The organism is Pseudomonas sp. FP2294, assembly GCF_030687625.1.
GTDB classification, from domain to species: Bacteria; Pseudomonadota; Gammaproteobacteria; order Pseudomonadales; family Pseudomonadaceae; genus Aquipseudomonas; species Aquipseudomonas shahriarae.
Map to the genome: position 1 here is coordinate 1,482,400 of NZ_CP117441.1, position 13,752 is coordinate 1,496,151.

Here is a 13,752-nt window from a genome sequence, read left to right on the forward strand (position 1 = left end):
CCGCGATGCAACTGATGTACCGAGGTGCTTGCATCGCAGGCAAGCCAGCTCCCACACAAACCAGCTCTCACACAAGCCCGCGCCTGCTAGGTTTAATCGGGTTTCTTCTGGTTGAGCACCATGCGCTCTTCACCCACTTCCTCGGCATACCGCGCCGCTACGCTTTGGCACAGCGCGACGATTTCCTCCACCAACTCCACCCCCACCCGCCACGACACCACCACCTGCAGGTTCGGCAAGCGCTGCGCCATGGGCAGCAATATCAACTCACCCCGCGCCAACTCTTCGCTGACCAGCACCGGCGGCAACGCGCCGATACCGAAGCCGTCGCGCAGCAAGCGGGTGATGGCCGACACCGAGTTCACGCAGTTCATGCGCGGCGCCGCGACGCCATGGGCTTGCATCAGGCTCAGCACATCCTGGTGCGGATGGGAGTTTTTCGAGTAGGTGATGATCCGTTCCTGGGCCAGTTCGGCCAGGGAGGTGTAATCACGGTTGTAGATAGAATGGCTGGCGACGATCCAGCCCATGGGGTGGCTGGCCAGCTCCAGGCTGCGCACCGATTCCTGGCGCAGCAGGTCGGTTTGCAGGATCAGGTCGAGAAAGCCTTTTTGCAGCTGATCGCAGAGGTTCAGCGCGGTATCGGCGACCAGCTCGATTTCCACCAGGGGGAAATGGTTCATCAACTCGGTCACCAAGGGGCTGAGCCAGGTATGGATCACCGTGTCCATCACGCCGATACGGATGCGTCCGACCTTGCTGCTGGTGGTTTCCAGCGACTGCTTGAGCCCCTGCATGGTGATCATCATCTGCTCGGCATACTCGAGCACCTTCACCCCATCCGGGGTCAGGCTCACGCCACGCGAGTCACGCAGGAACAGTTTCACCCCCAACTCGCCTTCCAGCACCGCAATGCGGCTGGAGATCGAGGCCTGGGTGGTGAACAGCTTCTCTGCCGTGAGCCGGAAGCTCTTGAGTCGGGCCACCCAGACGAAGGTTTCGAGGAACTTCAAATTCATGGGATCAACTTTTTCTTATGCATGGATCGGTTTTTATTAGTTGGACGCAACAGGGGCTGCGCGCCAAAAATCGGGCTGTCTCACGATAAGCGTCGTCGGGGCTCAGGACAACATCGTTGCGAGATCTTGGTAAAAGATCCCACACTACAAAAAAATAAAGCCTACAGGAGTCTTCACCGTGAGCCGCCTGCTATTGAACTGCGACATCGGCGAAAGTTTTGGTGCCTGGACCATGGGTCTGGATGCCGAGGTCATGCCATTCATTGATTGCGCCAATATCGCCTGCGGCTTCCACGCCGGCGACCCGAGCATCATGCGCAAGACCGTCGCCCTGGCGTTGCAGCATGGCGTGCAGATCGGTGCGCACCCGGCGTATCAGGACCTGGCAGGTTTTGGCCGGCGCTCCATGGCCTATGCACCCCAGGAAATCCAGGACCTGCTGCATTACCAGATCGGTGCCCTCGATGGTATTTGCCGGGCCCAGGGTGGCCGGGTCAGCTACGTCAAACCCCATGGTGCGATGTACAACGACATGATGGCCAAGCCTGCGCAACTGCGTGCAGTGATCCAGGCCGTGGCGGCGTATGACGCCAGCCTGCCCTTGATGCTGATGGCCACCCGTGACAACAGCGCCGCCCAGGCCTTGGGGGATGAGTACGGCGTGACCCTGTGGTTCGAAGCTTTCGCCGACCGCGCCTATGACAACGCCGGGCATCTGGTCTCGCGGCAGTTGCCGGGCGCGGTGCATCACGATGCACAGGTCATTCTCGAGCAGGCCTTGACCATTGCCCGTGGCGATACCCTGGTTGCCAGCGACGGCAGCCCCTTGCTGCTGCAGGCCAACACCCTCTGCGTGCATGGCGATAACGCCAGCTCGGTGGCGGCGGTGCAGCGTATTCGCCAGGCGTTGACGCCAGCATGAACCCACGGATTGAAGTGGTAGCCATCGACTGCCTGATGGTGCGCCTGTTTGACGTGATCGCCGAAGACAACATGCCCTGGATGCTCGCTGCCACGCGCCGCCTGCGCGAGGGGTTTGGCGCGGCGCTGGTGGACCTGGTGCCTTCCTACACGACCCTGATGGTGCATTACGACCTGCTGGCGCTGAGTCCGGCACAGGCGCGGGAACTGATCAATCAGGCCCTCACGGGCTTGCAGCCCCAGGCCCAGGGCAGCGGGCAGTGTCATGTCTTGCCGGTGTGGTACGACCTCAGCGTCGGCCCTGAGCTGACCTTGCTCGCCCAGCGCAGCGGGCTTGCGGTCAACGAGGTGATTCGCCGCCACAGCCAGCATCAATACCAGGTCTTTGCCCTTGGTTTTGCCCCCGGTTTTGCCTTTATGGGGCTGGTGGAAGAGCAACTCGCGGCGCCGCGTCTGGGCACCCCACGCAAACGGGTGGCGCCGGGCAGCGTCGGCATCGCCGAGCGCCAGACCGCAGCCTATCCGGTGGAATCCCCGGGTGGCTGGAACCTGATCGGGCGCACCCCGGCCAAATTGTTCGACCGCGAGCGCGACGGCTACAGCCTGATGCAGCCGGGCGACAGTGTGCGTTTCGAAGCCATCGGGCGTGCTGAATTTATCAACCTGGGTGGCGATGACACGCCCTTGGAGGCCCAGGTATGAGCCGCTTGTTGATCGAGGCCAGCACCGCGCTGTGCTTGTTGCAGGATGCCGGGCGTTTTGGTGTGCGGCATCTGGGCGTGACCCAGGGCGGCGCGCTGGATTGGGTGTCGATGTCCTGGGCCAACTGGCTGCTGGGCAATCCGCTGGATGCGTCGGTGGTGGAAATCACCCTGGGCGGTTTTACCGTGCAGGCCGAGGAGCTTTGCGTGCTGGCGCTGGCCGGCGCGGACCTGGGCGCGTACATCGACGAGCGCGCCATCAGCCCAGGCCGCAGTTTCATTCTGCAAAAAGGCCAGCGCTTGCGCTTCACCCAACCCCACCGCGGTGCACGGGCTTACCTGGCGGCGCCAGGCGGGTTTGACGCGCCCAAGGTGCTGGGCAGTTGTGCCAGTGTCGGGCGCGAAGCCCTGGGCGGGCTGGACGGTTTTGGCCGGGCCCTGGCTGAAGGTGGGTCCCTGGTGTATTCCGGTACCGGCAGTGAGTTGCGTGAGTTGCCGGTTGAGCGGTTGCAATCCACCGCGCCCCTGGACGTGATCCTCGGCGCGCAGATCGGCCAGTTCAGTGGCCAGAGCCTGTTCGATGCCTTCAATACCGAATGGACCCTGGACAGCCGCGCCGACCGCATGGGCATGCGCCTGCTGGGCACGCCGTTGGCGTATCAGGGGCCGTCGCTGATCTCCGAAGGCATCCCGTTGGGTGCGATCCAGGTACCGCCGGATGGGCAGCCGATTGTATTGCTCAATGATCGCCAGACCATTGGCGGCTACCCGCGATTGGGGGCTTTGACGCCATTGGCGTTGGCGCGCCTAGCCCAGTGTCTGCCGGGGGAGAAGGTGAGGCTGGCGCCGGTGATGCAGGAGACGGCGCATCGCGAGCATCTGAGCTATTTGCAGCGATTTACGAATCGCTAAAGGCATCGCAGGCAAGCCAGCTCCCACATTCAGAATGCATTCACATATTTTGCTTTGTGAATGCAGTCCAAATGTGGGAGCTGGCTTGCCTGCGATAGCGGCGGTGAATCCACCCCCTACTTGGAGAGAAACCGCATCCCCTCTTCAAGCCCGCGCAAGGTCAACGGATACATCTGGTCCTCAATCAAATCCCGCACGATATTGGTCGACGAGGTATAGCCCCAGGTGTCTTTCGGGTACGGATTAATCCAGATCAGCTTCTTGTACTTCTCCATGAACCGCTGCATCCACACATACCCCGGCTCTTCGTTCCAGTGCTCCACGCTGCCACCGGCCTGGGTGATTTCGTAGGGGGCCATGGCCGCGTCGCCGATAAAGATCACCTTATAGTCGGCGCCGTACTTGTGCAGCAGGTCCTGGGTCGAGGTGCGCTCGGAAGTGCGGCGCATGTTGTTCTTCCACACCGATTCATAAATGAAGTTGTGGAAGTAGAAGTACTCCAGGTGCTTGAACTCGGTCTTGCAGGCCGAGAACAGCTCTTCGCAAGTCTTGACGTGGGCATCCATCGAGCCGCCGATGTCGAACAGCAACAGCAGCTTGACCGTGTTGCGCCGTTCCGGGCGCATCTGGATATTCAGCAGGCCGGCGTCACGGGCGGTGTGGTCGATGGTGCCGTCGATATCCAGCTCTTCGGCTGCACCCTGGCGCGCAAACTTACGCAGGCGGCGCAGGGCCACCTTGATATTGCGCGTGCCCAGCTCCACCGAGTCATCGAGGTTCTTGTACTCGCGCTGGTCCCAGACCTTGACCGCCTTGCCCTGGCGCTTGCCGGCATCGCCCACGCGAATGCCCTCGGGGTTGAAGCCGCCGGAACCGAACGGGCTGGTGCCGCCAGTACCGATCCACTTGTTGCCGCCGGCGTGGCGCTCCTTCTGTTCCTCCAGGCGTTTCTTGAACTCTTCGATCAGCTTGTCCAGGCCGCCCAGGGATTGAATCTGCGCGCGCTCTTCATCGCTCAGCGAACGCTCGAACTCCTTGCGCAACCAGTCTTCGGGAATCAATGCCTGCAAGTGGTCGTCGAGTTTCTCCAGGCCATTGAAGTAGGCGCCGAACGCCCGGTCGAACTTGTCGAAGTGGCGTTCGTCCTTCACCAGGATCGCCCGGGACAAGTAATAGAACTCGTCCATGTCAGCGAAGGTCACCCGTTGTTTCAGGGCGTTGATCAGGTCCAGCAGCTCACGTACCGAGACCGGCACCTTGGCTGCACGCATTTCATTGAACAGGTTGAGCAGCATGGCAAAAGCCCTTATCGAGTGCCGCGACGGCTCATGAACGCCAGGCGCTCAAGCAGTTGCACATCTTGCTCGTTTTTCACCAGGGCGCCGGCCAGGGGCGGGATGGCCTTGGTTGGATCACGCTCGCGCAGCACCGCCTCGCCGATGTTGTCGGCCATCAGCAGCTTGAGCCAGTCCACCAGCTCGGAGGTGGAGGGCTTTTTCTTCAGGCCGGGGACCTTGCGCACGTCGAAGAACACGTCCAGCGCTTCGCTGACCAGGTCTTTCTTGATGTCGGGGTAATGCACGTCGACGATTTTCTGCAGGGTGGTGCGGTCGGGGAAGGCGATGTAATGGAAGAAGCAGCGGCGCAGGAAGGCGTCCGGCAGCTCTTTCTCGTTGTTGGAGGTAATAATGATGATCGGGCGCTTCTTGGCCTTGATGGTCTCGTCGATTTCGTAGACGTAGAACTCCATCTTGTCGAGTTCTTGCAGCAGGTCGTTGGGGAACTCGATATCGGCCTTGTCGATCTCGTCGATCAGCAGGATCACCCGCTCCTCGGACTCGAAAGCCTCCCACAGCTTGCCTTTCTTCAGGTAGTTGCGTACGTCATGGACCTTGTCCACGCCCAGTTGCGAGTCGCGCAGGCGGCTGACCGCATCGTATTCATACAGGCCCTGGTGCGCCTTGGTGGTGGACTTGATGTGCCAGGTGATCAACCGCGCGCCAAACGATTCGGCCAGTTGTTCTGCAAGCATGGTCTTGCCGGTGCCCGGCTCGCCCTTGACCAGCAGCGGACGCTCCAGCGTGATGGCAGCGTTGACAGCCAGTTTCAGGTCATCGGTGGCAACGTAGGCCTGGGTGCCTTCGAACTTCATTTCTCAATCCTCGAACATGACGCCGGTAGTCAGCATGCCTGCGACTATAGCGCGCAGCCCCGGTGACTGTGAACGCAGACGGGTTATTCAGTCTCTGAATGACCAGTCACGCCAGGGTCACTCCGCACTGGGTTTGGGTTGTTCGTAGCGGGCGTTGAACGCCTGGACGAAACCATTGCGCAAAATCTGCAAAAACGCCTGGAACGCGCTGATATCTTGCTGGTGAACGCTGCCGCTGAGTTCCACCCGGGTGGCGAACTGGTTTTTGCTCTGGTTCTTCAGCACGGTTTCGCTGGCACCGACCACGGCTTCCCAGATCGAGCGGAAAATCCCCTTGTCCTGGTTCTCCACGTCCTGTTGCCAGTCAAACACCTCCACATCCCGCAGCAGCGGCTTGATATAGCCGGTCAATTGGGCTTTTTCAGCCTGGGCTTCAATCACCACGTCGCCGGTGCCGGCATTGAAGTCGAACTTGCCGTAGGCCGAGGCGAAGTCGTTCATGCGCTTGAGCTGGATATCACGGGCGCGCAAGCGGAACTCGAAGTCTTCAAAATTGCTCAGCGGGTCGAAGGTCGCGCTGGCTTCCAGCGGCGCATGCCCCAGCAACAGGGCCTTGCCGTCAAAGCGCGCATCGCGCTTGCCTTCGACGTCCACCACGTTGGTCAGGTTGTAGAAGCTGGCATTGACCTGGGTGGCGCCCATATTGACCGGCGGCTTGGAGCTGAAGTTGTGGAAGGCGATCTTGCCGTCGTCGATCCGCACTTCGTTGAGGGTAATGGGCAGCAGCTTGCCCAGTTGGGCGCGCCAATCGGTGCCGCGACCGGTCTGGGACGCCTGTTTGTTGGCGCCGCCGTCGACGAAGTTGAGTTCCGGCTTGACGAATTGCACTTCGGCCACCACCGCGTGGTCGTACCATAAGGAATGCCAACTGACCGACAAGTCGATCACTGGCGCCTTGACGAACGGCACGGGCACCTTGCCATCGACCTTGACGATCTGCAGGCCATTGATCCGGTACGCGCCGCGCCACAGGGCCAGGTCGACATCGGTCACCTGGCCACGGTAGTCGCCCATGTCGGCGAGTTTTTCATTGAGGTAGTTGCGCACCAGGTAGGGCAGGGCGATATCCAGTGCCACCAGCACGACCACCAGCCCGGCGACCGTCCATATCGGCCAACTGTAGCGACGCTTCATAGGTTGTTCCTCCCTGTGTATAGGCGATTGACTACACAGGCAGCGTCAACGTTCCTCGACTGGACGCCTTGGAGTACGAGGCATACCCTTGTTGCCTTCCTGAAAACCGCCTAAAGGACCCCGCCATGAGCCGCATTTTTGCAGACAACGCGCACTCCATCGGTAACACGCCCCTGGTTCAGATCAACCGTATCGCGCCCCGTGGCGTGACCATCCTGGCCAAGATCGAAGGGCGTAACCCTGGGTATTCGGTGAAGTGCCGGATCGGCGCGAACATGATCTGGGACGCGGAAAGCAGCGGCAAACTCAAGCCGGGCATGACCATCGTCGAGCCGACCTCAGGCAACACTGGGATTGGCCTGGCCTTTGTCGCCGCGGCCCGTGGCTACAAATTGTTGCTGACCATGCCCGCGTCCATGAGTATCGAACGGCGCAAGGTGCTCAAGGCCCTGGGTGCCGAACTGGTGCTGACCGAGCCGGCCAAGGGCATGAAAGGCGCCATCGAGAAAGCCAGTGAAATCCTTGCCAGCGACCCTGCGACCTATTTCATGCCGGCCCAGTTCGACAACCCGGCCAACCCGGCCATCCACGAAAAAACCACCGGCCCGGAAATCTGGAACGACACCGATGGCGCGGTGGATGTGCTGGTGGCAGGCGTTGGCACGGGCGGGACCCTCACGGGTGTATCGCGCTACATCAAGAACACTGCAGGCAAGCCGATCCTCTCGGTGGCGGTGGAGCCCATCAGCTCGCCGGTGATTACCCAGGCGTTGGCTGGCGAAGAGATCAAGCCCAGCCCCCACAAGATCCAGGGGATTGGCGCGGGTTTTGTGCCGAAGAACCTTGATCTGTCGATGGTGGACCGGGTGGAGCTGGTCAGTGACGATGAATCCAAGGCCATGGCCCTGCGGTTGATGCAGGAGGAAGGCATCCTGTGCGGGATTTCCTGTGGCGCGGCCATGGCGGTGGCGGTGCGTCTGGCCGAAAAACCGGAAATGCAGGGCAAGACCATCGTGGTGATCCTGCCGGACTCCGGTGAGCGCTACCTGTCGAGCATGCTGTTCAGCGATCTGTTCACCGATCAGGAAAACCAGGCCTGACGTTGCAGGTGTCGGTGTACCGAAATCGGGTTGATCCATATCAGCCCGGTTTTATGCCTCATATGCATAATTGATTGCTCGCCGCGGGCCCCTTAAAACGGATTGTTGGATAACGCGGGTTTTTCCTCCGGCCCGGAGTGTTTATCATGGCCGGCTGCTATGTCTGGTTTCCCGCTGCCGGGAGGCTATTTCCAGGAGTTGCTGCATGACCTTTTCTTTGGCCGCCAAGCTGTCGGTGCTGTTGCTGTTTATCGGCAGTACGCTGTACGTGCATTTGCGCGGCAAGGCACGTTTGCCGGTGCTGCGCCAGTTCGTCAACCATTCGGCGTTGTTCGCCCCGTACAACGCTTTGATGTACATCTTCTCGGCGGTGCCGTCCAAGCCCTACCTGGACCGCAGCAAGTTCCCCGAGCTGGATGTGCTCAAGGACAACTGGGAAGTGATTCGCGACGAGGCCATGCACCTGTTCGACGAAGGCTATATCCGCGCCGCCGAGAAGAACAACGATGCCGGTTTTGGCTCGTTCTTCAAGAAAGGCTGGAAGCGCTTCTACCTCAAGTGGTACGACAAACCGCTGCCGTCGGCCGAGCTGCTGTGCCCGAAAACCGTGGCCCTGGTCAGCAGCATCCCCAACGTCAAGGGCGCCATGTTTGCGCTGTTGCCCGGTGGCAGCCACCTCAACCCCCATCGCGATCCGTTCGCCGGCTCCCTGCGCTATCACTTGGGGTTGTCGACACCCAATTCCGACGACTGCCGCATTTTCGTCGATGGCCAGATCTACGCCTGGCGTGATGGCGAAGACGTGATGTTCGACGAAACCTACGTGCACTGGGTAAAGAACGAAACCGAGAAGACCCGGGTGATTCTGTTCTGTGATATCGAGCGACCACTGAGCAACCGGCTGATGACCCGCATCAACCGTTGGGTCAGTGCCCAGCTAGGCCGTGCAACCGCGCCACAGAACCTGGATGACGAGCGTGTGGGCGGGATCAACCAGGCCTACGCCTGGAGCAAGAGCTTCAGCGATCGCTTCAGTGGGGTGGTCAAGCAGTGGAAGCGCAAGCATCCCAAAGCCTATCGCATCATGCGGCCGGTGTTGGCGGCGGTGGTGGTTGTGGCGTTGGTGTATTGGTTATTTGGCTGATGGGTTCAAAAAAACCGCTCGTATGAGCGGTTTTTTTATACGTTCTCCCATGCAGCCTCCACAATTGATCATTAATTGAACATGTTTTCGAAGCTATTGGTTCTCTACCGCTATCACAAGCCTGCCCCGTGAATCGAAGTCAAAGCCCAGGTTTTGATAGAGGGGAGATGCGTCGATGCATTAGCAAGGCGTAAGGCTTTGGATCGGTAGAGCTGGTATCGCAAGGCGCCGCGTGTTTTTGGCATTGGCGGTCATGAGTCGAAAGTCTCCTTAAGTGGAGTGCGTTGGTTTTTCCCAAGGCTAGAGGTGGTTTCTCAACGTGTCCTTACTGGCCTTTTGGCAAAGCCATTGCAAAGCGTGTCGCCGGCTGGTTATAGTCGGCGCCAGGTGTTTCGCAGCACCTTTCATCCCTTCAAAAAAGATCAGCCCATGCCTGCATCCCCACGCATAGCGGTAGTCGATTCAGCGGTCAACGCTGCGGTCGTGCCGTGCGGGAATCAGCAGCCTGTGCAGATCAGTCATTACCCCCCACCTGTCAGTAGCACGCCGGTGTACGCAGTCGTATCACCGCCGGGCGTTGGCGTTTCGGGCTGATCAGCAAACTGCTGTTCCCCGTTGCCCGCCTGTACCGAACCTACTGAATTTCAGCCTTGGCTGAGTTGGCTTTTTGCCTGACTACAGGTGTTCTTATGTCTGTTATTTCGAAACAATCCGTGGCCGCGGCGGCCTCGACGAGCCTGTTTGTCCTGCTGTGGAGCAGCGGGGCGATTTTCTCCAAGTTGGGCCTGGCCCATGCGTCACCCTTTGCCTTCCTGTTGATTCGCTTTGCCATTGCCCTGGCGGGCCTGGTGCTGCTGGTGCCGATCCTCAAGCTGCAGTTGCCGCGCGCGGGCAAACCGCTGTGGTATGCGGCGGCCACCGGGCTGGTGCTACTGGGGGCCTATCAGATTTTTTATCTGCTGGCCCTGGACCTGAAGGTCACCCCCGGCGTGATGGCGACCATCATGGGTGTGCAACCGATCCTCACCGTGGTGCTGATGGAGCGCCAGCGTTCATGGCGCCGGATGTTCGGCCTGGCGTTGGGCCTGGCGGGCCTGATCATGGTGGTGTACCAGGGCATCGGTCTGGCCGGCATGTCCCTGGCCGGCATGCTGTTTGGTTTGCTGGCGCTGGCGAGCATGACCCTGGGCTCGATCATGCAGAAGCGCATCACCGATAACCCATTGGGCACCTTGCCGGTGCAGTACCTGGCGGGCTTGTTGCTGTGCGCAGTGTTCGTGCCGTTCCAGCCCTTTGCTTTCGAGCACAACAGCGGCTTCTACCTGCCGGTGCTGTGGATGGGGCTGGTGGTGTCTGTGTTGGCGACGCTGCTGCTATACCGCCTGATTGCACGGGGTAACCTGGTGAATGTCACCAGCCTGTTCTACCTGGTGCCGGCAGTCACTGCGGTGATGGACTACCTGATCTTCGGCAATCGGCTGGCAGTGCTGAGCGTGCTGGGGATGGGTTTGATCATCATTGGGTTGGTATTCGTCTTCCGTAAAGCGTGATACCCCTGTGTAGGAGCCGAAAGCCGGCTCCTACACAGCTTTGATCAATTTCCCCGGCCGCAGCACCAGCCACAATGCCCCCGCGATCAACATCCCGCCGTACAGGTGCGCCATGGACAATGGCTCATCCAGCAGCAACGCCCCCCACAACACGCCGAATGGCGGAATCATGAAGGTGACCGTCATCGACTTCACTGGCCCGATGGAGGTCAGCAAACGGAAGTACAAGATGTAGGCGAACGCCGTACACAGCAGTCCCAGGCCCAGCAACGACAACCACACATTCCAGCCGCCCCAGCTGGCCGGCGGATGGCTGATGGCGTTCCAGCCAAACCAGGGTAAGAGAAACAATGTGGCGCCGAGCATGCTGCCCAGTGCTGAAAGACGGCTGTCCAGGCCACCCTGTTGATCCAGCCAGCGGCGCGCCAGGAAGCCGGCGAAGCCGTAGCAGGTGGTGGCCAACAGGCAGGCGAGGGCGCCCATCAGCAGTTCCAGGTCAAATGCCACCGGCCCGGCCCGCGTCAGGATGCCTACGCCGAACAGCCCCAGGCACACCCCGGCGATCTTCGAGGGGGTCAGCCGTTCATGGAAAAACAGCCCGCCAATCAACACCCCCATCAACGGCGTCGTCGCATTGAAAATCGCCGAGTAACCCGCCGGCAAGACCTGGGCCGCCACCGAATACATCGTGGCGGGGATCCCCGAGTTGATCACCCCCAGCAACAGCACGGTCTTGAACTTGCCCTGGAAGTCCCAGCGCACCCGCAGCAGGGCCAGGATCACCAGCAGGCCGGCGGCGGCTATCGAAACGCGGAAAAACGCCGTGGGCAGCGTACCGATTTCCGGTGCGATGATTCGCATGAACAAAAAGCTCGCGCCCCAGATGGCGGCCAGTACCAGCAGGTACAGGGTGTCGACAGGTCTCACGGACAACTCCTTCTTAACCAGGGCGAGAGTGTTGCCCAGGGGCCTGCCTGACACAATCTTTTACGTATCCACTGCACAATAAAGCGCGTCACCCAGCCACTGAGGTGCACGGCCAGGGTTTGAAGCCCCTCTATCCGGGACACAGCTCCCAGCAAAAATTGTACTTCTCCTGGCTGCGGACACTGGCTAATCTCAGGTCTTCCGAATGCCCGCAGAGGTCTCCGACATGCCGCAGCAAACGTCTGCCATCGACACCGCGCAGTCCATCGCCCAGATGATCCTCGATGGCTTCGACGATTACCGCGAACACTTTCGCCAGATCACCGACGGCGCCCGTGAGCGTTTTGAAAAGGCCCAGTGGCAAGAGGCGCAAACGGCCTCGGCGGCGCGGATCAACCTGTATGAAGAGAAGGTCGGCGAAGTCACCACGCGTTTGCGGGCTACCTTCGACGAGGGCGCGCTGCTGGACATCCAGTCCTGGCCCCTGGTCAAGAGTGCCTATATCAGCCTGATCGACCTGCGGTTTGACGATGAGCTGTCCGAGACCTGGTACAACTCGATCTTTTGCGGGCTGTTCAGCCACGACCTGATCAGCGACGGCTGCATGTTCATCCATACCACCCGCCCGAGCCTGCGCCGCGCCCGTGCTGCGCAAACCCGTACCTACAAGCCCCAGGGCCAACTGGCGGGCATGCTCGAGCAGATCTTCAGCGACTACCGCTTTAGCGAGCCCTACGCCGACCTGCCTGCCGACCTGCAGCGCCTGGAAGCACAACTGCGCGAGAACCTGCCGGACTGGGTGTGCAAGGATCCGGACCTCAACGTCGAGCTGTTTTCCTCGGTGCTCTATCGCAACAAGGGCGCGTACCTGGTGGGCCGCCTCTACACCCGCGATGAACAGTGGCCGCTGGTGATTCCGCTGCTGCACCGCGAAGGGCAGGGTATCCGCATCGACGCGTTGATCACCGATGAAGCCGATGTGTCGATCATCTTCTCGTTCACCCGCTCCTATTTCATGGTGGATGTGCCGGTGCCGGCGGAATTCATCGGCTTTCTCAAACGCATCCTGCCGGGCAAGCACATCGCCGAGTTGTACACCTCCATCGGCTTCTACAAACACGGCAAGTCGGAGTTCTACCGGGCGCTGATCAACCACCTGGCCAGCACCGATGACCAGTTCATCATGGCCCCGGGCGTGCGCGGGATGGTCATGAGCGTGTTCACCCTGCCGGGTTTCAACACGGTGTTCAAAATCATCAAGGACCGTTTCTCGCCATCGAAAAACGTCAACCGCGCCACGGTGATCGAGAAGTACCGCCTGGTAAAAAGTGTCGACCGGGTCGGGCGCATGGCCGATACCCAGGAGTTTGCCGACTTCCGTTTCCCCTTGAGCAAATTCGAGCCTGAATGCCTGGCCGAATTGCTGGAAGTGGCTGCCGGCACAGTCGAGGTGGAAGGCGACACGGTACTGATTCGCCACTGCTGGACCGAGCGGCGCATGACCCCGCTCAACCTCTACCTGGAGAACGCCAACGAGGCCCAGGTGCGCGAAGCCCTCGAAGACTACGGCCTGGCCATCAAGCAATTGGCGGCGGCGAATATCTTTCCCGGCGACATGCTGCTGAAAAACTTTGGCGTCACCCGTCATGGTCGCGTGGTGTTCTACGACTACGACGAGATCTGCTTCCTCACCGAAGCCAACTTCCGCCATATCCCGGCACCGCGCACCCCGGAAGATGAAATGGCCTCCGAGCCCTGGTACTCCATCGGCCCGCTGGACGTGTTCCCCGAAGAGTTCCCGCCATTTCTGTTTGCCGATGCCGGGCAACGGCGTTTGTTCGATGAGCTGCACGGCGAGTTGTACAACGCCGACTACTGGAAAGGCCTGCAGGAGGCGATTCGGGCGGGGAAGGTGATTGATGTGTTCCCGTATCGGCGCAAGGGCCTGGATAACGAATAGGGGCTAAACCCTGTGGGAGCTGTCGAGCCCCGGCGAGGCTGCGATAGCGCTGGGCCTGGCAGCATTGATGTTGGCCGTGCCGCCGTCATCGCAGCCTCGCCGGGGCTCGACAGCTCCCACGCGTGATTTACGCGGCCTTTAACGTTGTGTGCGCTTTTCTGCCACAATTGCC

12 protein-coding genes are annotated in these 13,752 nt (G+C 60.5%); 7 read left to right on the forward strand and 5 right to left on the reverse strand.

The features are described from left to right. Positions 1 to 92: 92 nt before the first annotated feature. Positions 93 to 1,019: a LysR family transcriptional regulator gene (locus tag PSH73_RS06630; protein WP_128593757.1), complete on the reverse strand. Its 927-nt coding sequence runs from the start codon at positions 1,017 to 1,019 to the stop codon at positions 93 to 95. Positions 1,020 to 1,197: 178 nt separating this feature from the next. Here PSH73_RS06630 and PSH73_RS06635 point away from each other — a divergent pair, with 178 nt between their 5' ends. The 3 genes from PSH73_RS06635 to PSH73_RS06645 are packed head-to-tail and all read left to right on the forward strand — an operon-like array spanning position 1,198 to position 3,553. Continuing rightward, positions 1,198 to 1,941: a 5-oxoprolinase subunit PxpA gene (locus PSH73_RS06635; protein ID WP_057958815.1), complete on the forward strand. Its 744-nt coding sequence runs from the start codon at positions 1,198 to 1,200 to the stop codon at positions 1,939 to 1,941. After that, the gene (locus PSH73_RS06640; RefSeq protein WP_057441270.1) at positions 1,938 to 2,642 is read left to right on the forward strand and encodes an allophanate hydrolase subunit 1; all 705 of its coding nucleotides are present in this window, start codon (positions 1,938 to 1,940) and stop codon (positions 2,640 to 2,642) included. Before PSH73_RS06635 ends, PSH73_RS06640 begins: the two co-directional genes overlap by 4 nt. Further along, entirely contained in the window at positions 2,639 to 3,553 is a 915-nt protein-coding gene (locus PSH73_RS06645; RefSeq protein WP_282405484.1) for a biotin-dependent carboxyltransferase family protein, read from the forward strand. Before PSH73_RS06640 ends, PSH73_RS06645 begins: the two co-directional genes overlap by 4 nt. Positions 3,554 to 3,669: 116 nt before the next feature. Here PSH73_RS06645 and PSH73_RS06650 read toward each other — a convergent pair whose 3' ends face one another. The 3 genes from PSH73_RS06650 to PSH73_RS06660 all read right to left on the reverse strand — a co-directional run bounded on the left by PSH73_RS06650 (position 3,670) and on the right by PSH73_RS06660 (position 6,899). Then, positions 3,670 to 4,848, reverse strand: coding sequence for a VWA domain-containing protein (locus PSH73_RS06650; protein ID WP_057441266.1), 1,179 nt, complete (start codon positions 4,846 to 4,848; stop codon positions 3,670 to 3,672). 11 nt (positions 4,849 to 4,859) lie between these two features. After that, the gene (locus PSH73_RS06655; protein WP_029292347.1) at positions 4,860 to 5,705 is read right to left on the reverse strand and encodes a MoxR family ATPase; all 846 of its coding nucleotides are present in this window, start codon (positions 5,703 to 5,705) and stop codon (positions 4,860 to 4,862) included. Between the two features lie 117 nt (positions 5,706 to 5,822). After that, on the reverse strand, positions 5,823 to 6,899 hold the full coding sequence (locus PSH73_RS06660) for a DUF748 domain-containing protein (RefSeq protein WP_057958818.1): 1,077 nt from the start codon (positions 6,897 to 6,899) through the stop codon (positions 5,823 to 5,825). A gap of 125 nt (positions 6,900 to 7,024) precedes the next feature. Between PSH73_RS06660 and cysK the strand changes: the two genes are divergently transcribed. The 3 genes from cysK to PSH73_RS06675 all read left to right on the forward strand — a co-directional run bounded on the left by cysK (position 7,025) and on the right by PSH73_RS06675 (position 10,693). After that, positions 7,025 to 7,999, forward strand: a complete 975-nt coding sequence (gene cysK / locus PSH73_RS06665; RefSeq protein WP_057958819.1) for a cysteine synthase A — start codon at positions 7,025 to 7,027, stop codon at positions 7,997 to 7,999. A 205-nt stretch (positions 8,000 to 8,204) separates the two neighbouring features. Next, the gene (locus PSH73_RS06670) at positions 8,205 to 9,143 is read left to right on the forward strand and encodes an aspartyl/asparaginyl beta-hydroxylase domain-containing protein (protein ID WP_057441260.1); all 939 of its coding nucleotides are present in this window, start codon (positions 8,205 to 8,207) and stop codon (positions 9,141 to 9,143) included. 689 nt (positions 9,144 to 9,832) lie between these two features. Next, a complete protein-coding gene (locus tag PSH73_RS06675; protein WP_057958820.1) occupies positions 9,833 to 10,693 on the forward strand; it encodes a DMT family transporter in 861 nt (286 codons plus the stop codon). Positions 10,694 to 10,723: 30 nt separating this feature from the next. On the opposite strand, the gene PSH73_RS06680 is transcribed toward PSH73_RS06675, so the two are convergent. Beyond that, positions 10,724 to 11,620, reverse strand: coding sequence for a DMT family transporter (locus PSH73_RS06680; RefSeq protein WP_120732165.1), 897 nt, complete (start codon positions 11,618 to 11,620; stop codon positions 10,724 to 10,726). A gap of 226 nt (positions 11,621 to 11,846) precedes the next feature. Between PSH73_RS06680 and aceK the strand changes: the two genes are divergently transcribed. Continuing rightward, on the forward strand, positions 11,847 to 13,580 hold the full coding sequence (gene aceK, locus PSH73_RS06685; RefSeq protein ID WP_057441325.1) for a bifunctional isocitrate dehydrogenase kinase/phosphatase: 1,734 nt from the start codon (positions 11,847 to 11,849) through the stop codon (positions 13,578 to 13,580). The last annotated feature ends 172 nt before the right edge of the window (positions 13,581 to 13,752 follow it).